Source organism: Actinomadura sediminis (assembly GCF_042675525.1).
Classification (GTDB): domain Bacteria; phylum Actinomycetota; class Actinomycetes; order Streptosporangiales; family Streptosporangiaceae; genus Spirillospora; species Spirillospora sediminis.
The window spans coordinates 1-18,259 of sequence record NZ_JBHTJA010000071.1 but is presented as its reverse complement, the minus strand read 5'-3'; the positions used below and the strand labels follow the sequence as shown (position 1 = coordinate 18,259).

Annotated in this window: 16 protein-coding genes and 1 pseudogene; 8 read left to right on the top strand and 9 right to left on the bottom strand. The window is 74.7% G+C overall.

What is annotated here, in order from left to right; translation table 11 throughout:
• Nucleotides 1–77 precede the first annotated feature (77 nt).
• Both ACFQ11_RS26905 and wecB read right to left on the bottom strand, forming a co-directional pair.
• Nucleotides 78–848 carry a hypothetical protein gene (locus ACFQ11_RS26905; protein ID WP_378303483.1) on the bottom strand — a complete coding sequence of 257 codons (771 nt, stop codon included), beginning with the start codon at nucleotides 846–848 and terminating at the stop codon, nucleotides 78–80.
• A complete protein-coding gene (gene wecB, locus ACFQ11_RS26900) occupies nucleotides 841–1,962 on the bottom strand; it encodes a non-hydrolyzing UDP-N-acetylglucosamine 2-epimerase (RefSeq protein ID WP_378303481.1) in 1,122 nt (373 codons plus the stop codon). The genes ACFQ11_RS26905 and wecB overlap by 8 nt, the downstream gene beginning before the upstream one ends.
• Nucleotides 1,963–1,986: 24 nt before the next feature.
• Here wecB and ACFQ11_RS26895 point away from each other — a divergent pair, with 24 nt between their 5' ends.
• The 3 genes from ACFQ11_RS26895 (at nucleotide 1,987) to ACFQ11_RS26885 (ending at nucleotide 6,084) form a co-directional block, all read left to right on the top strand.
• Nucleotides 1,987–3,510 carry a glycosyltransferase family 4 protein gene (locus tag ACFQ11_RS26895; RefSeq protein ID WP_378303479.1) on the top strand — a complete coding sequence of 508 codons (1,524 nt, stop codon included), beginning with the start codon at nucleotides 1,987–1,989 and terminating at the stop codon, nucleotides 3,508–3,510.
• A 30-nt stretch (nucleotides 3,511–3,540) separates the two neighbouring features.
• A complete protein-coding gene (locus ACFQ11_RS26890) occupies nucleotides 3,541–4,803 on the top strand; it encodes a nucleotide sugar dehydrogenase (protein ID WP_378303477.1) in 1,263 nt (420 codons plus the stop codon).
• 156 nt (nucleotides 4,804–4,959) lie between these two features.
• Nucleotides 4,960–6,084 carry a glycosyltransferase gene (locus ACFQ11_RS26885; RefSeq protein WP_378303475.1) on the top strand — a complete coding sequence of 375 codons (1,125 nt, stop codon included), beginning with the start codon at nucleotides 4,960–4,962 and terminating at the stop codon, nucleotides 6,082–6,084.
• On the opposite strand, the gene ACFQ11_RS26880 is transcribed toward ACFQ11_RS26885, so the two are convergent.
• The gene (locus ACFQ11_RS26880) at nucleotides 6,059–8,254 is read right to left on the bottom strand and encodes an outer membrane protein assembly factor BamB family protein (protein ID WP_378303473.1); all 2,196 of its coding nucleotides are present in this window, start codon (nucleotides 8,252–8,254) and stop codon (nucleotides 6,059–6,061) included. The genes ACFQ11_RS26885 and ACFQ11_RS26880 overlap by 26 nt on opposite strands.
• A gap of 169 nt (nucleotides 8,255–8,423) precedes the next feature.
• Between ACFQ11_RS26880 and ACFQ11_RS26875 the strand changes: the two genes are divergently transcribed.
• The 5 genes from ACFQ11_RS26875 (at nucleotide 8,424) to ACFQ11_RS26855 (ending at nucleotide 13,430) form a co-directional block, all read left to right on the top strand.
• A complete protein-coding gene (locus ACFQ11_RS26875) occupies nucleotides 8,424–9,011 on the top strand; it encodes an HD domain-containing protein (RefSeq protein ID WP_378303471.1) in 588 nt (195 codons plus the stop codon).
• Nucleotides 9,012–9,019: 8 nt separating this feature from the next.
• On the top strand, nucleotides 9,020–9,535 hold the full coding sequence (locus ACFQ11_RS26870; RefSeq protein WP_378303469.1) for an SRPBCC family protein: 516 nt from the start codon (nucleotides 9,020–9,022) through the stop codon (nucleotides 9,533–9,535).
• A 32-nt stretch (nucleotides 9,536–9,567) separates the two neighbouring features.
• The gene (locus ACFQ11_RS26865) at nucleotides 9,568–10,263 is read left to right on the top strand and encodes an acetoacetate decarboxylase family protein (RefSeq protein WP_378303467.1); all 696 of its coding nucleotides are present in this window, start codon (nucleotides 9,568–9,570) and stop codon (nucleotides 10,261–10,263) included.
• Nucleotides 10,260–10,850, top strand: a complete 591-nt coding sequence (locus ACFQ11_RS26860) for an SDR family NAD(P)-dependent oxidoreductase (RefSeq protein WP_378303465.1) — start codon at nucleotides 10,260–10,262, stop codon at nucleotides 10,848–10,850. Before ACFQ11_RS26865 ends, ACFQ11_RS26860 begins: the two co-directional genes overlap by 4 nt.
• Before the next feature lie 165 nt (nucleotides 10,851–11,015).
• Nucleotides 11,016–13,430 (top strand): HelD family protein, encoded by a 2,415-nt coding sequence (locus ACFQ11_RS26855; protein WP_378303463.1) that lies wholly within the window; start codon nucleotides 11,016–11,018, stop codon nucleotides 13,428–13,430.
• A 275-nt stretch (nucleotides 13,431–13,705) separates the two neighbouring features.
• Here ACFQ11_RS26855 and ACFQ11_RS26850 read toward each other — a convergent pair whose 3' ends face one another.
• The 6 genes and pseudogenes from ACFQ11_RS26850 to ACFQ11_RS26825 form a co-directional block, all read right to left on the bottom strand.
• Complete coding sequence (locus ACFQ11_RS26850) at nucleotides 13,706–14,560, bottom strand: glycosyltransferase family 2 protein (RefSeq protein ID WP_378303506.1); 855 nt, start codon at nucleotides 14,558–14,560, stop codon at nucleotides 13,706–13,708.
• 23 nt (nucleotides 14,561–14,583) lie between these two features.
• Entirely contained in the window at nucleotides 14,584–15,447 is an 864-nt protein-coding gene (locus ACFQ11_RS26845; RefSeq protein ID WP_378303461.1) for a CDP-alcohol phosphatidyltransferase family protein, read from the bottom strand.
• Entirely contained in the window at nucleotides 15,425–16,498 is a 1,074-nt protein-coding gene (locus ACFQ11_RS26840; RefSeq protein ID WP_378303459.1) for an iron-containing alcohol dehydrogenase family protein, read from the bottom strand. Before ACFQ11_RS26840 ends, ACFQ11_RS26845 begins: the two co-directional genes overlap by 23 nt.
• Before the next feature lie 84 nt (nucleotides 16,499–16,582).
• On the bottom strand, nucleotides 16,583–17,314 hold the full coding sequence (locus tag ACFQ11_RS26835) for a phosphocholine cytidylyltransferase family protein (protein ID WP_378303457.1): 732 nt from the start codon (nucleotides 17,312–17,314) through the stop codon (nucleotides 16,583–16,585).
• Nucleotides 17,311–17,916, bottom strand: coding sequence for a DUF5941 domain-containing protein (locus ACFQ11_RS26830; RefSeq protein ID WP_378303455.1), 606 nt, complete (start codon nucleotides 17,914–17,916; stop codon nucleotides 17,311–17,313). The genes ACFQ11_RS26835 and ACFQ11_RS26830 overlap by 4 nt, the downstream gene beginning before the upstream one ends.
• Nucleotides 17,913–18,259, bottom strand: a pseudogene (locus ACFQ11_RS26825) (hypothetical protein); the annotation flags it as partial. The gene ACFQ11_RS26830 and the pseudogene ACFQ11_RS26825, both read right to left, overlap by 4 nt.

The following is an 18,259-nucleotide window of genomic DNA, read 5'->3' as shown; positions in this document are numbered from 1 at the left end:
CCAGATCGCCGACCCGTCGATCAGGTTGAGGTCGACGTCGCCGTAGACGAGCGCGCGCGGCTTCACGTGGTCTCCTTTCAACGTGCCGGCTCCAGCGGGGCCTCGAGCAGCTCGGCGAGCCGGCCGGGCGTCGCCACGGTGGCGTCCCAGTGCAGCGTGGCGAGGGTGGCGGGCACCTGCGCGGTGCCGGTGCCGCCCGGCAGGTCGTTCCACAGGACGAGCGGCAGGTCGCGGGAGGCGGCGAGCGCGCGGACGTCGTTCAGCGCGCGGTCGCGGTCGTACATGCCCGGGACGCCCAGGTACGCCCAGGCTTCACCGGGGGCGCCCGCGGCGGCGTCGACGACGAGCACGTCGGCGTCGGCGGACTCCAGCGCGATCGCGGCGTCGTGCGGGTACAGCCGGATCACCTTGGCGTGCGGGGCGAGCGTCTCCGCCGCGCGCGCGCCGAGGATCCCGGCGACGACGATGCCGTCGTAAGGGGCGGCGACGAGGAGGCGGTCCTCGCTGCGGGTCACCGGGTCGAGCTGCACCTTGCCGGAGTCGGTGGTCTTCGGGGCCGCGACCGGTGCGCTGCGCTTGCGCCACAGCCGGTACAGCTCCTTGGGCAGCCGGGTGCCGCGCCGCGTGGGGTTGCGGGCGGCGCCGGCGACGAGCCGGCCGAACTGCACGGTCGTCGAGCCCTCCAGTGCGGCCAGCCGCCGCTCGAGCTCCTGGACGCGGGCCTCCCGCTCGCGCAGCGCCGCGCGCAGCCGCGCGGCCTGCTGCTTCGCCTTGGCGCCCTCCTTGGCGGCGCGGGCCTCCGCGGCGGCCCGGGGGTCGTCCCCGCCGCGCCGGGTCGGATCAGTCACCGATGAACTCCATGATCACTTCTGCGATGCGGGGGCCGGCCGCGCCGTCCCACAGCGGGGGCCTCCGCGCGTTCTCGTACCGGGCCGCGGCGTCCTCGTCCGCGGTCGCCTCCAGGACTTTGCGCACCTGCGGCACCAGTTCCTCGAACGTGACGAGGCGGTTCGTGCCGTGGGTGATGGTGATGGGGCGTTCGGTGTTGGGCCGGACCGTCAGGCACGGCACGCCGAGGATGGTGGTCTCCTCCTGCAGTCCGCCCGAGTCGGTGATGACGGCCGCCGCGCCGCGCACCGCCCCGATGAAGTCGGTGTACCCGAGCGGCTCCAGGACGTGGACGCCGTCGTGGTCGTCCAGCCCGGCGGCCATCAGGTTCGCGCGGCCGCGCGGGTGCACCGGGATGACCAGGTCGGCGAGGTCGGCGATGCCGTGCAGCCGCCGGACGAGGTCGGCCGCGGTGTCCGGGGCGTCCACGTTCGCGGGCCGGTGCATCGTCGCCAGGACGTACCGGTCGGGGAGCCCGTGCTCGGCGCGGACCCGCCCGGTGTCGAACGAGTCCAGGTTCGCCAGCAGCGTGTCGATCATCGGGTTGCCGACCAGGTGGGCGCGCTCGACCGGCACGCCCTCGTTCGCCAGGTGCCCGATCCCCTCCGGGCTCGTGACCAGGCAGACGTCGGAGAGCTGGTCGGTGAGCCGGCGGTTGACCTCCTCGGGCATCGTCATGTCGAAGCTGCGCAGCCCGGCCTCCACATGGGCGACCGGGATGTGCAGCTTGGCCGCGACGAGGGCGGCGGCGATGGTCGAGTTCACGTCGCCGTACACGATGACGACCGCGGGTGAACGGCTCGTGAACTCCTCCTCGAGCCCGGTCATCAGCGCGGCCGTCTGCGCCGCGTGCGAGCCGGAGCCGACGCCGAGGTTGACGTCGGGCTCGGGAAGGCCGAGCTCGTCGAAGAAGACCTCCGACATCCGGGCGTCGTAGTGCTGCCCGGTGTGGACGACCGCCTGCTCGGCGCCGGCGGCCTCCAGGGCCCGGATCACCGGAGCCGCCTTGACGAAGTTCGGCCGCGCCCCGAGGACGTGCACGATGGGTGCCAACACAATTTCCCTTCTGTTCATCGGGTCTGCCTACGCTTCCCCGCCGTGCTGAAGAAATCCGTCTACCTGCCGGGACTCGCCCTGCGGCAGCTCCGCGACGACCCGGCGCGCGCCCCGCGGCTCGCCGTGCGGATGCTGGCCCGGGCGACCCCGGGACGGCCGGGGGCGCGGCTCGCGCGGTCCCGGCTCGCGGTCCCGCGTCCCCGCGTCGTCACCAGGGAGAACGCCGAGCTGCGCGCCCTGCTGGCGCACGACCCGCCGGTCCCGCAGACCCCGCCGGCCGGTGCGGGGGCCGCCGCGCCGGCCGGCGGGCCCGCCCGGAAGGCCTCCCCGGCGGACGGCGCCGTCCTGCAGTTCGTGACGAACGCCTTGCCGAACACGAACGCCGGCTATACCGTCCGCACGCACCGCATCGCGCTGGCGCTGCGCGCGCAGGGCAGGGACGTGCACGTCGCGACGCGGCTCGGGTACCCGCTCAGCCAGGGCGTCGGCGACGCCCGGCCGCGCGTGGACGTCGACGGCGTCGCCTACCACCGGCTGCTGCCGTGGCTGCCGCCCGCGGACCCGGTGCGGGCGATCGAGCGCGGCGCCGACCTGGCCGAACGGATCGTGGACGAGGTGCGCCCGGCCGTCCTGCACGCGGTCAGCAACCACCACAACGCGGCGGTGGCGCTGGAGCTGCGGCGGCGCCGCGGGCTGCCGGTCGTGTACGAGGTCCGGGGCTTCCTGGAGGACTCCTGGCTGTCGCGGGACCCGTCGCACCGCGAGACGGACGAGTTCTACCGGCTCACCCGGGAGCTGGAGACCCGCCGGATGGCCGAGGCGGACGCGGTCGTCACGCTCGGGGAGGCGATGCGCGCGGAGATCGCGTCCCGCGGCGTGCCCGCCGAGAAGATCTTCACGGTGCCGAACGGGGTGGACGAGGCGTTCCTGGAGCCGCTGCCGGACGCGTCCGGGCTGCGGGCCGAGCTGGGCATCGCGCCGGACGCGTTCGTGGCGGGGCTGACGTCGTCGTTCTTCGGCTACGAGGGCATCGACACGCTGATCGACGCGGCGGCGCTGCTGCGCGACCGCGGGACGCCCGTCACGCTGCTGCTCGTCGGGGACGGGCCGGAGCGCGGCGCGCTGGAGCGGCGCGCGGCCGGGCACGGCGTGCACGCCGTGTTCACCGGCCGGGTTCCGATGCGGTCCGTACGCCGCCACCACGCGCTCCTCGATGTCTTCGCGGTCCCCCGGCGGGCGGACCGGGTCTGCCAGCTCGTCACGCCCCTCAAACCGATCGAGGCGATGGCAGGGGGAATCCCCGTTATAGCCAGTGATGTCAAGGCTCTTCGCGAAATCGTGGAACCCGGCGTGACCGGGACGTTAACAGTTCCGGAAGACCCGGAAGCATGGGCCGATCACCTGGAGGAACTGGCCTACAGTCCAGAAAGAAGGCGAAAAATCGGTCAGGCGGCCCGGGAATGGGTCCGGGCCGAGCGCACCTGGGGCGCAGTCGCGTCCGGATACCGCGCCGCATACGCGTTCGGTGCGCGCGCCGCGGCCGATGATTCACCGTTCAGCCGATGAATCCGTGAAGTTCGTGAAGGGAGCCGAGTGATGGATCTGGTCGTCATCGGACTCGGCTATGTGGGGCTCCCGCTCGTCCGGGAGGCGTGCCGCGCCGGTCTGCGGGTCGGCGGGCTCGACCTGGACGAGCGCGTCGTCGAGGGCCTGCGGGCCGGGCGCTCGCACGTGGACGACGTCTCCCCGGAGGAGGTCGCGGAGATGCTCGCGGCCGGGTTCGCGCCGAGCACGTCCGAGGACGTCCTGGACGGTGCGCCCGCCGTGGTGATCTGCGTCCCGACGCCGCTGTCGCCGGAGGGCGGGCCCGACCTGACGGCCGTGCGCGGCGCGGCGGGGGCGGTGTCCCGGCATCTGGCGCCGGGGGCGCTTGTGGTGCTGGAGTCGACCACGTACCCGGGGACGACCGAGGAGGTCGTGCGGCCGATCCTGGAGGAGTCCGGCCGGATCGCCGGGAAGGACTTCCATCTGGCGTTCTCGCCGGAGCGGATCGACCCGGGCAACCCCGTCTACGGCGTGCGCAACACCCCGAAGATCGTCGGCGGGCTGACGCCGGCGTGCGCGTCCGCCGCGGCGGCGTTCTACGGCAAGTTCGTGGAACGGGTGGTGCAGGCCAAGGGCACCCGCGAGGCCGAGATGGCCAAGCTGCTGGAGAACACCTACCGGCACGTGAACATCGCGCTGGTCAACGAGATGGCGGTGTTCTGCAACGAGCTGGGCATCGACCTGTGGGACGCGATCGACTGCGCGGCGACCAAGCCGTTCGGGTTCCAGGCGTTCCGGCCGGGCCCGGGCGTCGGCGGGCACTGCATCCCGATCGACCCGAACTACCTGTCGTACAAGGTCCGCTCGCTCGGCTACCCGTTCCGGTTCGTGGAGCTGGCGCAGGAGATCAACGACCGGATGCCCCGGTACGTGGCGGAACGCGCCCAGCAGCTCCTCAACCGGGAGGGGCGGGCGCTGAAGGGCGCGAAGGTCCTGCTGCTGGGCGTCACCTACAAGGCCGACATCGCCGACCAGCGCGAGTCCCCGGCGCGTCCGGTGGCGCGGCGGCTGGCCCGGCTGGGCGCCGACCTGGCGTTCCACGACCCGTACGTGTCCGGCTGGGAGGTGGACGGCACCGCGGTGCGGGACGCGGGCGACGACCTGCCGGCCGCGCTCGCGGAGGCCGATCTGGCGATCGTCCTGGCCGACCACGCGGACTACGACCCCGGGACGCTGGCGCGGCACGCGCGGCTGCTGTTCGACACGCGGGGCCGGACGCGGGGCGTCGACCGGGAGACGGTGGAGCTGCTCTGACCGTCCCGGGCGCCCCATACCAGAGATCGGCAATCGCCCGGTGCCGTCCACGCGGTGGTCGACGGGAATTCATCCATCATTTCCATCGCGGTACCAGGATCACGGGTAGAAGTCCGGTTCGGTGACGTTGGTTCGGCAGGTTGCGGAGTGAGTGGAATGCGGGTCTGTGTCTGCACGATCGTGCATCATCCCGAGGATGCGCGCATTCTGCACCGACAAATCCGGGCACTATTGGATGCCGGTCATGAAGTCACATATATGGCTCCGTTTCGGGCATGCAATGTGGCGCCGTGGCGCGAAGTCAGCCCCGTGGACGTCCCCCGCGCGACCGGCCGGCACCGGCTGAAGGCGATGCGGGCCGCCCGGCGCGCCCTCGCCGACCACTCCACGTACGCGGACGTGATCCTCCTGCACGACCCCGAGCTGCTGATGGCGCTGCCCCGCCGGGCGCGCGGGCGGACGGTCGTGTGGGACGTCCACGAGGACACCGCGGCCGCGCTCGGCATGAAGGGCTGGCTGCCCGCACCCGCGCGGCCGCTCGCCCGCCCGGCCGTCCGGCGGCTGGAGAAGCGCGCCGAGCGGCGGCACCGGCTGCTGCTCGCCGAGGAGGGCTACCGGGCCCGGTTCCGCGACGACCACCCCGTCGTCCCCAACACCACCTACGTCGCGGACGAGCCGCCCGGCGCGCCCGACGACAACCGCGCCGTCTACGTCGGGCACATCTCGGCGGCGCGCGGCGCCCACGAGATGATCGAGGCGGCCCGGCTGCTCGCCCCCGAGGGCGTGACCGTCGAGCTGATCGGCTCGGCGGACGAGTCGGTGAAGCCCGCGCTGCGCGAGGCCCAGCGCGACGACGTCCTGCGCTGGTACGGGTTCGTGCCGAACGACCGGGCGCTGCGGATCGCCGAGGGCGCGATGGTCGGGCTCGCGCTGCTGCACGACGAGCCGAACTACCGGCACTCGGTCCCCACCAAGGTCATCGAGTACATGGCGCGGGGCGTGCCGGTCGTCACGACCCCGAACCCGCCCGCGGTCGAGATCGTCGAACCGGCGGAGTGCGGCTTCGTCGTCCCGTTCAACGACCCCGCCGCCACGGCCGAGGCCGTCCTGCGGCTGCGCAAGGACCCGGACCTGCGCGCCGAGTTCGGCCGCCGCGGCCACAAGGCCGCCCGCGAGCAGTTCCACTGGCCGGTGCACGCCGCCCGGTTCGTCGCCCACCTCGAGGCGTGGGCGGGGCACGCCCGCCCGTCGGCCGTCATGGCTCCCGCGGCGGATCACTGACCGACCGCCCGGCCTCCTCGCGCTCCTCCCGCGCCCGCTCCTGCGCCTTCTCGCGTTCCTGCGCCTTCTTCCGCTCCGCGGCCAGCCGCTTCGCCTCGGCCTCCCGCGCGCGCTCCTCCAGCCGGGCCGCGACGGACTTCGCGAGCCGCGCGGCGGCCCCGGTCGGGCTGCCCGCCTCCACCACCGCGATCACCCGCCCCACCCGGACGGCGATCACCCCGGCGGTCGCGCCGATCTCGTACATCTCGTCGCCGCCGAGGTTCTCCCGCCGCCGCACCTGCGACTGGACGGACTGGAACGCGTCCAGCATCTGCGACGCGGCCTCGTCGGTCTCGGCCACCCACCGGACGCTCACCGTCAGGCCCCGGACGGCCGTCGCCCGCGCGCCGTCCGCGGGGGTCGGCACCCCGGTCGGCGGCGGCGGGCTCGTCGGATGCGCGCGCGGCCCGTCGCTCGGGCTCGCGCCGCCCCCGGGAGCCGGGGAGCCCGAGCCGGACGCCTCCGCCGACGGCGGCACGCCGCCCTCGGAGGCCCCGGTCCCCGGCCGGTCGCCGTCGCCCTCCCCGGAGCCCTCCGCGCCTCCGGTCCCCCCGGCCCCATCGGCGCGTCCGGCGCCCTCGTCTCCCTCTTCGCCTCCCTCTCCGGCGCCCTCGCCCGGTTCGGCGCCTTCGCGGGGGTCACCGTCCCCGCCGGCCTTCTTCTCGACCGGCTCGTACGTGCACGACACCGGGTCGGGCAGGCCGGCCGTGCCGACCTCCGCGCGGGCGGGTTCGGTGACGTACCTCTCCAGCCCCGCCCGCGCCAGGTCCTCCTTCTCCAGCAGCTCGCAGGCGTCCGGCCAGTCGGCCACCGGGACGCCGCCGAGCTCGTCGGGCCCGGGCCCGGCGCGGCCGCCGCGCAGCGCGACCAGCCGCGACTCGCCCGCCGGGCGCGGCACCGTCTCGGCGACCGCGACGTACAGCAGGCCGCCCGCCGCCGCGATCCACGGGCGCCCGCCGGGCAGGTCCGGGTCCATGGTGAACGGGGCGGGCGCCGTCGTGGCGGTGCCGTCGGCGGGCGAGACGACGTCGATCCCGGCGGGCAGCAGCAGCTCCGACAGTCGCGGCCGCAGCGCGTAGACGTCGCCGCCCGCGCGGGCCAGCGCCGTGTAGGGCGGCACCTCGCGCGCCCACCCGACGTTCCCGGACGACACGTCGACCGCCTCCATGAGCGTCGTGCCCCGTTTCGTCCCGGCCGGGTGGTAGACGACGATGAGCCGCCCGTCCACGAGGACGCTCGGGCACATGCCGTCGCCGCACACCGCGTCGCCGTCCCAGGCGGCGAACTCCTCGCCCTCCTCGCCGAACGCCCGCAGCGCCGTCCCGTCCGAGACGAGCGTGACGCCGTCCAGCATCGTGACCTCGGGCGCCTCCTCGGCCCCGAGCACCTCGTCCCAGCGGACGTCCCCGGTCCGCGGGTCGAGGGCGAGCAGGCGGCTGGGCCCGGACCGCCGCGCGCAGTCGAGGGCGATCGCGACGAGCGACTCGCGGTCGCCGGACGGCTGCGCGGCGCCCTCGAACAGCCGGCAGCCGTGCTCCACCGGCCGCTGCCACAGCGGCTCGCCGTCCTCGGCCGACAGCCCGTTCAGCGTGCGGCGCTCGTCATCGGTGGCGAGCACGACCCCGGCCCCGGCCGGGAACCGCAGCGTGGTGCGCGACACCGCGGCGGGCCGCGGCCCCTCGCGCTTCCACAGCAGGGAGCCGGACAGCAGGTCGAACCCCACGAGGACCCGGTCGGCGCGGTGCCCGTCCCGCTCGAAGTACCCGACGAGCCGCGAGTCGGTGGACGTCCAGCCGAGCAGCGACCAGTCCGAGCGGCTGTAGCTCCACCGCCGCGCCCCGGTGCGGGCGTCCACGACCTGGACGCCCTGGCCGGACACGGTGACGACCTGGCCCTTGGCGACGTCGTAGGAGACGGTGTCGTATCCGGCGACGGGCCCGCGGTGGACGCGGGTCGTCCGCTCCCAGCTCACGGCGAGGGGGCCGGGCGGCGGGCCGACGTCGCCGAGCGCCGCGACGGACTCCCCGGTGACCCTGTGCCGAACCTCCCACCACTCCGCGTGCAGGACGAACCGGTCGACGAGGACGACGCACAGCGCCACGGCCAGCCCACCGGCGATGAGCCCGAGCACGACGCGGACCCTGCCCGCCGGCTCCGGCCGGCCGCCGGGCCGCTGCCGGCTCCCGACCACGACCGCGCCGCCTCCCTCCGCTTAAGGTGAACCTCCACCATGCCCTGTCCCGGGGCGCCCGCGCGACACGACCGGAAAAAGAAATACCGGTACGGAAAGGGAGGAATCCATGGAGGTGTTCGACCGCTGGCGCACCTGGGACGACGCCCGCGCGGACCTCGCCGCCACCGCCCTCGACACCGACCGCCTCGGACGGGCCGCCGCCGCGGCCGTCCGCTGGCACGGCGACCAGCGGCGCCCTACCGGCGCACCTTACCTGGAGCACCTGCTGGAGGCGCTGGAAGTCCTGGTCCGGGGCGCGGGCGAGACCGACCCGGACGTTCTCGCGGCCGTCCTGCTGCACGACGTGGTCGAGGACACCCCCGCGACCGTCGCCGACGTCGAGGCCGGGTTCGGCCCCCGGGTCGCCGAGCTCGTCGACTGGGTGACCAAGCCGCCCGCCGGCGCGGGACGGCAGGCGAAGCGGGCCGCGAAGTCGGCGTACCTCCGGCGGCTGCGGGACGCCCCGCGCGACGCCGTCCGGGTGAAGCTCGCCGACCGGGTGAGCAACGTGCAGACGCTCGACCGGATGCCGCCCGACTTCCAGCGCCGCTACTACGCCGAGACCCTCACCTACATCGTGCCGCTCGCCGAAGGGGAACCGTGGTTCGCGTCCTGGTACGCGGTGTGGCGCAAGCGATACGCCCACCTGCTCTAGGGTGCGGGATGATCGACGCCATGGAACGCGAGTGGGTGGTCGAGGAGAGCGTGGCCGTCGACGCCGGGCCGGACACCGTGTACGCGGCGGTCGCCGACCTGCGCCGGATGGGCGAATGGAGTCCCGAGGTCTTCGCGACCTGGATCCGCGGCCGGACGATCGCGCCCGGCACGCGCTTCGTCGGGTTCAACCGGCTCGGGTGGCGGGTGTGGTTCACGACCGGCCGGGTCACCGTCGCGGAGCCGGGCCGCGCGTTCGCCTTCCGGGTGACGAGCTTCGGGATGCCGGTGGCGCTGTGGGGCTACCGCTTCGAGGGCTTCGACGTGGACGGCACCCCCCGCACCCGGCTCACCGAGTACTGGGAGGACCTCCGCCGCGACACCCGCGGCGCCGCGTTCGTCTCCCTCCTCGGGCGGGTGTTCACCGGCGTCCCCGCCGAGCGCCGCGCCGAGCTGAACCGGCGCGGGATGCGCGCCACCCTCGACCGGATCCGGACGGGCGTCGAACGCGCCCCCGGTACGTGACAGGAAAACGAGAACCTGTTCTACTAAGGAATGTGACAACCGACTACGCCGTGCAGGGCGAACGGGTCGCCATGCCCGTCCGGATCCGCGACGCCGCCGTGGCGTCGGCGATGTTCGCCGTCCGCGCGCCCGCCGCCCGCGCCCTGATCGCCTACTCCGGCCTCGACGTCTTCGAGCCCCTCCCCGGCCGGGCGATCTGCTCGCTGGCGTTCGTCCGGTACGCCGACGGCGACCTCGGGCCGTACCACGAGTTCGCCGTCGCGTTCCTGGCCCGCCCGCCCGGCGGCGAGGTCGGCGCGTTCATCCACTGGCTCCCCGTCAACCAGGAGTTCACCCTCGAAGCGGGCCGGGGCATCTGGGGCTTCCCCAAGGAACTCGCCGACATCCCGATGCACCTCGCCTCTCGCGTCAAGCGCTGCGCCGTCCGCTTCGGCGGCCGCACCGCGATCGAACTGGCCGTGCGCCCCGGCGCGCCCGTCCCGTCCGGCTCCCGCAGCCCGCGGGTGACCGCCTACTCGCACCTCGACGGCGTCACCCGCCGGGTCCCGTGGGCCGTCACGCCCGCGCGCGTCCGGATGCGCCCCGGCGGCGCGGCCCTCCGCCTCGGCGACCACCCCGTCGCGGACGAACTGCGCGGCCTCGGCCTCGACGGCGCCCGCGCCCTGAGCACCAGCACCGTCGGGCACCTGCGGATGACGTTCGACGCCGCCGAGGAGGTCCGCCCGTGAAACCCACCGCCCTGGTCACCGGCGCCGCCCGCGGCATCGGCGCGCTCGCCGCCCGGCGCCTCGCCGCCGCCGCGTGGGACGTCGTCGCCGTCGACACCGACGAGCCCGGCCTGGCCCGCACCGCCCGCCGCTCGCCGAACACCCACACCCGCGCCTGCGACGTCACCGCCCCGAAGGCCGTCGCCGCGGTCCTCGCCGTCACCGGTCCCGTGCACCGCCTCGTCTGCGCCCCCGCCGCCCCGTCCACCGAGCTAGAACACGTTCTACGGACCGTCGTGCTCGGCACGTCGCACGTCGTCGACGCCGCCCTCCCCGGCATGCTGGACCGCGGCCACGGCGAGATCATCGTCCTCACCGAGCCCCCGTCCCGCTCCCCCGCGCACGCCGCGGCGTCCGCCGCCCTGGCCTCCTACCTGCGCGCCCTCGCCGCCGGCCACCCGGCCCCCCGGGTCCGCTTCCGCCACGCCACCGCGCCCGCCGGCACCCAGCCCCGGGACGTCCTCGACGCCGTGGACCGCTCCCTGGCCCGCCGGCCCCGCACCCTCACCGTCCGCCCCGCCCGCGAACTCCCCCGCCTCTTCCGCTGACCCGCCGCGCGGCGATGCCCGGAGCCCGGGCGCGGACGGCGGGCGCCCCCGTGCCCGCGTTCTCGGGTCGTCGCCCGGTGATCGGGAGAATAAGCTGACTGTTCCGGCCCCTTCGGGGGTGCCGGGGACACCCCCCGGTGCAGCGATGCGGAGGAGCAAGCCTGCATGTCGTCCCAGGTCACCGGGCGGCCGGCCGATCCCGGCGGCACGGTCAAGGACCGCGAGATCGCGGCCGAGCAGCGCTACGTCGACGTCGCGTACGCGCGGCTGGAGGAGATGCGCGCCGAGGCGCAGGCCATGATCCGCGAAGGGTTCCGGCAGTCGCAGGCCGGGACCAAGGCGTCGCTGGTGGACCGGGACGCGTGGGTGCACCAGGCCGCGCGCCGCGCGCAGGCGCTCGACATCGCCGACGACGGGCTGGTGTTCGGGCGGCTCGACCTGGCGGCCGGCGAGGTGCGCTACATCGGACGCGTCGGGGTGCGCACCCCCGACCACGACTCCCTCGTGATCGACTGGCGGGCGCCCGCCGCCGAGGACTTCTACCGCGCGACGCCCGAGGACCCGCGGGGCGTCGTCCGCCGGCGGGTCCTGCACTCGCGCGGCCACACCGTCGTCGACATCGAGGACGATCTGCTCGACCCGTCCGCGTCCGACGGCATGACGGTCGTGGGCGACGGCGCGTTCCTCGCGTCGCTGGCCCGCACCCGCGAGGGCGCGATGCGCGACATCGTCGCCACCATCCAGCGGGAACAGGACGAGGTGATCCGCGCGCCCGCCGACGGCACCGTCCTGGTGCGGGGCGCGCCCGGCACCGGCAAGACGGCCGTGGCCCTGCACCGGGTCGCGTACCTGCTGTTCCGGCACCGGCAGCGGTTCGGGTCGCGGGGCGTCCTGGTCGTCGGCCCGAACCCCCGGTTCACCTCGTACATCGAGCGCGTCCTGCCGTCCCTCGGCGAGGGCTCGGCGGCGCTGCGCTCGCTGGGCGACCTCGTGGAGGGCGTCGCCGCGTCCGTCCACGACTCGCCGGCGCTCGCGCGGCTCAAGGGCGCCGAGCCGATGGCGACCGTGCTGCGCCGCGCCGTCACCGACCAGGCCCCCGGCGCCCCCGACGAGCTGCGGATCGTGTTCAAGGGCGTCGTCGTCGTCCTCGACCGGGCCCGCCTCGACCGGGTCCGCGCCGAGGTGCACCGGCGCAGCCGCGGCAGCGTCAACGCCGCCCGGGGCCGCGCCGCCGAGGCGCTCCTGGACGCCCTGTGGGACCGGTTCACCGGCATCGGCGGGCAGGAGGCGGCGGAGGCCGCCGAGGGCGCCGAGACCGGGCTGTGGAACGCGATCCTCGCCGCCGACGGGCTCGCCTCCCTCGACGACGACGAACGGCCCGGGACGTCCGGGGACGGGTCGCCGCGCGAGAAGTTCGACGCCCGCGTCCGGGAGCAGCGCGCGTTCACCGACTTCCTGGTCGCCTGGTGGCCGCTGCGCACGCCCCTCGACGTGCTGCGCTCCCTCGGCGACCCGGACCGGCTGCGCCGCGCCGCGGGCCGCGACCTCCCCCGCGAGGACCTGCCCGCCCTCGCCGCCTCCTGGGCGCGGGGCCCGCTCAGCTACCAGGACGTCGCCCTGCTCGACGAGCTCGACGCGCTGCTGGGGACGCCGCCGCGCCCGTCCCGCCGCCGCCGCGCGCCCGCCGCGGACGACCCGTTCGTCGTGGACGGCGTGAACATCCTGACCGGCGAGGAGGTCGTCGACGAGACGTGGGAGCCGGAGATGGAGGAGCTGACGACCTCCATCGAGCGGCTCGAACGCTCCCGCCGCGTCGACGACGGCGTCGTGGAGGAACGCCCCGAATACGCCCACATCGTCGTGGACGAGGCGCAGGACCTCTCCCCCATGCAGTGGCGGATGCTGGGCCGCCGCGGTCGGCAGGCGAGCTGGACGATCGTCGAGGACCCCGCGCAGAGCGCCTGGGAGGATCTCGACGCCGCCCGCGCCGCGATGGACGCGGCCCTCGGCGGCGAGCGCAAGGGCCGCGGGCGTCCCCGCAAGCGCGTCCCCCGCGCCCGCCACGAGTACGAGCTCACCACGAACTACCGCAACTCAACGGAGATCGCCGCGGTGTCGGCGCGCGTGCTCGCCGAGGCGCTCCCGGACGCCCGCCCGGCCCGCGCCGTCCGCACGTCCGGGATCGACCCGGTCGTGGACGTCGTCCCCGAGTCTCGCCTCGCCGCCGCGGCCCGCGCCGCCGCCGAGGAACTGCTGCACCGGGTCGAGGGGACGATCGGCGTGATCGTCCCGCTCGCCCTCGAACCCGGCCGCCAGGCGACCCTGTTCGACGCGACCACCTGGAACGAGGCCGAACGCGCCCGCCTCGCCGAGGGCCTCCCCGAGCGCGTGCAGGTGCTCGACGTCCTGGAGGCGAAGGGCCTCGAGTTCGACGCCGCGGTGATCGTCGCCCCCGAGACGGTCGCCGCCCAGTCCCCCCGCGGACTCCGCGTCCTCTACGTGGCCGTCTCCCGAGCGACCCAGCGCCTGACCGTCCTCACCACCGACCCCAAGTGGCAGTCCAAACTCCTAGGCACCTGACCCGCCCACCCCACACTGGACAACGAGGCCCCAGGGCGGCCGCCGACCGTGACCGACCGCAACGAACCCCAGCCACCCCCCGATCAAGGCCCACCACCCCGACCAAGCCCCAGCCAGAGCGCACGGGAACAACTGCGATTGCGAGCGAAGCCAGGTTCGAGCGAAGCGAGAACCTGATCGCGCAGCGAGCCCCTGGGCGAGCCGGAGCGATGCAGCAATCGCACGCAAGGCCCGTGGAAGGAAGGCCGCCTAGCGGCCTGACGCCGAGGGCCTTGCTAAATAACAGGCGGACGTCCGGTCCGGGTCATGCGCCAGGCGGTGCGCCAGGAGATGGGGCGGCGGGGGCCCGCGGGTTTGCGCCAGCCTTCGGCGAAGCCCTTGAACCAGGGCTTGAGGGCCTTGGGGCTGCGTTCCCGCAGGACGGTCATGGCGACCCACACGCCGAGGTAGGCGAACGCGAGGGGCCACGGGAGGTTGCGGCGCGCGAGCCAGACGCGGTTGCGGGCGTTGTACCGGTAGAACATGTCGTGCCGGGTGGGCAGGACGGCCGGGTGGTACATGACCGCGGACGCGTCGTAGGCGATGTGGTAGCCCGCGTTGAGGATCTGCCACGCGAGGTCGGTCTCCTCGTGGGCGTAGAAGAAGTCCTCGGGGAGGCCGCCGCCGAGGTCGAAGGCGGCGCGGCGGATCGCGCAGGCGCCGCCGAGGAAGGTGGTGACGGCGGACGAGCGTTCGGGGTCGCCGGCGCGGAGGCGGGGGACGTGCCGGCGTTCGCCGGGGCCGCCCTCGGGGTCGCGGACGCGGAAGGAGACGACGCCGAGCTTCGGGTCGGCGGAGAAGCGGTCGCGCAGGTAGGTGCCGAGGCGGGTCGACCGGTACCAGCCGTCGTCGTCGAGGAACAGGACGATCTCGCCGCTGGACGCCTCGACGCCGCGGTTGCGTCCGGCGGGGATGCCGACGTTCTTCGGGAGCACGATCGTCTTCACGCGGGCGTCGTCGAAGGGCGGTTCGCCGCCGCGGTCACCCACGGGGTCGACGCCGTTGCCGACGAGGACGACCTCGATGTCCACGTGCTCCTGGTCGAGGGCGCTGCGGACGGCGCGGGCGAGTTCCTCGGGCCGGTTGCCCATGGTGAGGACGACGACGCTGAGTTTCACTTCAGCCTCCGTGAAGCGAGGATGCTCACCAGGTGCAGGAGGGTCTGCAGGACGGCGACGGCGGCGACGGCGACGGCGAGGACGCGGGTCGCGGCGGGGGTGTCGGTGCCGAGGAGGGTGTCGAGCGCGGCGGCGGCGAGGATCAGCAGGGACAGTTCGACGGCGCCGATGATCCGGTGGAAGCGGAGCATGGACGCGGCCTGCCGGGCGAGGGCGATGCGGGTGGAGCGGGGGCGCAGCGCGCGGTCGCCGCCGGCCGGGTCGGCGGGCAGGCCCGACTTGGCGCGGGCGACGACGACGTTGTCGGTCTCGGCCTTGATGAGGGCGGCGCCGAGGGCGGCGAGCATGCCGAGCTCGACGTAGCCGCCGGTCTCCCAGCCGCCCTGCGCGGCGAAGCCGAGGCCGACGAGGAGCGACACCTCGGACAGGTAGTGGCCGATGCGGTCGAGGTACACCCCGGCGACGGACGTCTGCCGCAGGTAGCGGGCGACCTCGCCGTCCACGCAGTCGAGGAGCAGGTAGGTCTGGACGAGGACGGCGCCGGCGGCGGCCGTCCACAGGGGCGACAGCGGGAGCGATACGACGACGCCCGCGGCGATGCCGCTGAGCATCATCAGGTAGGTGAGCTGGTTGGGGCTGAACCCGAGGCGGAGGGCGAGCCACGCGAAGTACGGGGAGAGGGACCGCATGTAGAGGCGGCCGGCCCAGTGCTCCTCGTTGCGCCGCTCCTTGAGGCCGGGCGGCTGGCCGTGGGCGCGGACGTCCGCGACGCGGGCGCTCTTGCGGGACGGGCGGTCGTCGCCGGGCCGCTCGTGGTCCGCGGCGGGGGCGGGCACGTCAGCCTCCGTGGGCCTGGACATAGTCTTCCACCGCCTTGCGGGTCTCGTCGGCGTCGAGGTCCAGATGCTCCAGGATCGTGTAGCGGCCGGGGCGGGTCCGCGGCGCGTACCGGACCGCCTCGGTGAACTGCTCGACGGTCAGCCCGACGTCGCCGGGCAGCCGGGGCAGGTCGTGCCGGGCGAGGCAGGCGAGGATCTCCGCGAGCCGGTCGGCGCCCTCGCCGAGGTGGAGGGCGCGCAGGTGGTAGCAGAACGCGGCGCCGATCCCGGCCAGCTCGCCGTGGTTGGCGGTGCCGGGGTAGAGCCGGTCGATGGCGTGCAGGATCTCGTGGTCGCCGCCGGACGCCGGGCGGGAGTCGCCGGCGAACGACATCGCCATCCCGGACAGGACGAGGCTCTCGGCGAGGACGGTGAGGAACCGGTCGGACTCGATGGACTCCGGCTGGTGCACCAGTGCCTCGGCGGCGGTGCGGGCGACGGTGAGCGCCATCCGGTCGACGCGCTCGCCGCACGCGGACGACGCGAGCAGCCAGTCGTCCACGGCAGAGAAGTTGCTGAGGACGTCGCCGATCCCGGCGCGGACGAGCCGTTCGGGGGCGGCGCGCACGTAGTCGAGGTCGACGACCATCGCGAGGGGCATCACGACGCCGAACGAGCCCTTGCCCTCGTCGTGGACGAGGGACGCGACGGGCGAGCAGATGCCGTCGTGGGACAGGTTCGTCGCGACGGACACCATCGGGATGCCCGACAGGGTCGCGGCGTACTTGGTCGCGTCGATCGTCCGGCCGCCGCCGATGCCGACGACGGCCTCGTAGGAGCCGCCGCGCAGCCTGCCGGCGAGCTCGACGGCCGCGTCGACGGTGCCGCCCGCCACCTGGAACACCTCGCAGGCTGCGAGGGACGGGCGGACGTGCTCGGCGATCTGGTCGCCCTGGCCGGGGCCGACGGCGATCGCGACCCGTCCCTCGGTGGCGATGCGCCCGTCGGCCAGCAGCTCGCCCAGCTCCGCGACGGCTCCGCGCCGCACGTCGATGGACAGCGGCGCGTTCAGCATCCGCGTCAGCAGGGGCATGGGCCTCCTCGCTCGGTCGCCCGCGCCGCCCGGGACGCGGGCCCTACGTCTTCTGCCGTGCTCTGTCCGCCGTTACGTGCGTCCTCAGTACGTCTTGGCGATCGTGCGGGCCTTCTCGAGGTCGTCGTGGTCGTCGACCTCGACCCACCGGACGTCGCCGATGGGGGCGATGGAGATGCGGCCGCCCCGGTCGACGAGCTCCTGGTAGCCGTCCTCGTAGTACTGGTCGGGGTCGCTCTCCCAGGTGGCCTTGAGCGCGTCGGCGAGCGCGTCGGCGGCGGCGGGCTCGATGAGGGTGGCGCCGATGTACTCGCCGTTCGCGGACGCCGGGTCCATCAGCTTCGTGATGGTCTTGAGGTGCCCCTCGCCGTCGAGGATCACCTTCATCTCCTCGTCACCGAGCGTTTTCACGTCGTCCACGGCCAGGAGGATGTCCGGTCCGCGGTTCGCAAGTAGGGTCTTTTCCACACTCACGGGATGAACCGTGTCGCCGTTGACCATGAGGACGCCCTTGGAGAAGTGCTCCCGCGCCAGCCACATGGAGTAGGCGTTGTTCCACTCCTCGGCCTTGTCGTTGTGCACGAGCGTGATCGAGACGCCGTACCGCTCCTCGAGGGCGGCCTTGCGCTCCTCGACCGCGCCCGCGCGGTAGCCGACGACGATCACCACGTCGGTCAGCCCGACCTCGGCGAGGTTGCCGAGGGCGATGTCCAGGATGGTGGTCTCACCGTCGACGGGGACCAGGGCCTTGGGGAGCGTGTCGGTGTAGGGCCGCAGCCTCCGGCCCGCGCCCGCCGCCAGCACCATGCCGATCATGCTTCCTCTTCCTTCAGGTCGACCTGCACGCGTCCGCCGGATCCGGCCCGCGCCCACGCGGCGACGCCCTCGCCGCCGAACAACACGCCAAGGTAGGCGGCCAGGGCAGCGTACGCGAACGGGAGGCTCCCGGAGAGGCCCCCGCAGGCCACGATGAGCAGCCGCCCCTCCCAGCCGAGCCCGGCGCGAAGGAGCCGCTGCCGCCGCGGCCCCCTGCGGGTGCGGTGCACGGTGTCGTGGTGGTGGAGCGCGAGGAGGGCGACGAGCGCGAAGACGAGCGGCGCCGCCACAGCGTGCGCGAACCCCAACACGGTGAGGTAACCATACTCGATCCCGCGGATCATGGGCGGCGCCGTCCAGTCGAGCCTGCCGGTGTGCGGGTGCGCCGACGCGGGCCCGATCAGCAGCACCGCGATGACCGGCGCGAACAGTGCCGGATCCGGGTTTCCGCCCTCGCCGGCGACGAGCAGGACGGTCGTCAGGACGGCCGCGCCGGCGGCTCCCGGCACCGGCGGGAGCCCCCCGCGCGCCAGCACGCCCAGCGCGCGCGCCAGCGGGCCGTCGTCCCGGTACACCCGCAGGATGCCGCCGCCCTGGGTCACGGGGTCACCGGCCACAGGGAGCGGAGGAGGCACCCGGCGAGGACGGCCGCGACCGCGACGCCGCCCCACACGGTGAGGACCGTGAAGACGAGCACCGGGTCGCCGAGGGCGGCCGTGACGGAGACGAGCGCGAACCGTTCGGGACGCGGCAGTGTGACGATCCTCGCGAACCCGGCAGGCCGGCCCGGGACGGCGGCGGGGTGGCGCGCGGCGAACGACGCGGCGATCGTCCGTCCGAGCGCGGGGAGGACGAGCGCCAGCGCGGCGGCGCCCCACACTCCGGCGGGCCCGCCGGGCGCGAACGTCCCGACGGGCGCCCGCGGCGGCGCGGGCGCGGCGGACG

Bases quoted from the DNA above. Each gene is read 5' to 3' on its own strand.
- wecB (WP_378303481.1), bottom strand. From the start codon at position 1,962: ATGAACAGAAGGGAAATTGTGTTGGCACCCATCGTGCACGTCCTCGGG.
- ACFQ11_RS26890 (WP_378303477.1), top strand. From the start codon at position 3,541: ATGGATCTGGTCGTCATCGGACTCGGCTATGTGGGGCTCCCGCTCGTC.
- ACFQ11_RS26885 (WP_378303475.1), top strand. From the start codon at position 4,960: ATGCGGGTCTGTGTCTGCACGATCGTGCATCATCCCGAGGATGCGCGC.
- ACFQ11_RS26875 (WP_378303471.1), top strand. From the start codon at position 8,424: ATGGAGGTGTTCGACCGCTGGCGCACCTGGGACGACGCCCGCGCGGAC.
- ACFQ11_RS26870 (WP_378303469.1), top strand. From the start codon at position 9,020: ATGATCGACGCCATGGAACGCGAGTGGGTGGTCGAGGAGAGCGTGGCC.
- ACFQ11_RS26855 (WP_378303463.1), top strand. From the start codon at position 11,016: ATGTCGTCCCAGGTCACCGGGCGGCCGGCCGATCCCGGCGGCACGGTC.
- ACFQ11_RS26850 (WP_378303506.1), bottom strand. From the start codon at position 14,560: ATGGGCAACCGGCCCGAGGAACTCGCCCGCGCCGTCCGCAGCGCCCTC.
- ACFQ11_RS26845 (WP_378303461.1), bottom strand. From the start codon at position 15,447: ATGTCCAGGCCCACGGAGGCTGACGTGCCCGCCCCCGCCGCGGACCAC.
- ACFQ11_RS26840 (WP_378303459.1), bottom strand. From the start codon at position 16,498: ATGCCCCTGCTGACGCGGATGCTGAACGCGCCGCTGTCCATCGACGTG.
- ACFQ11_RS26835 (WP_378303457.1), bottom strand. From the start codon at position 17,314: ATGATCGGCATGGTGCTGGCGGCGGGCGCGGGCCGGAGGCTGCGGCCC.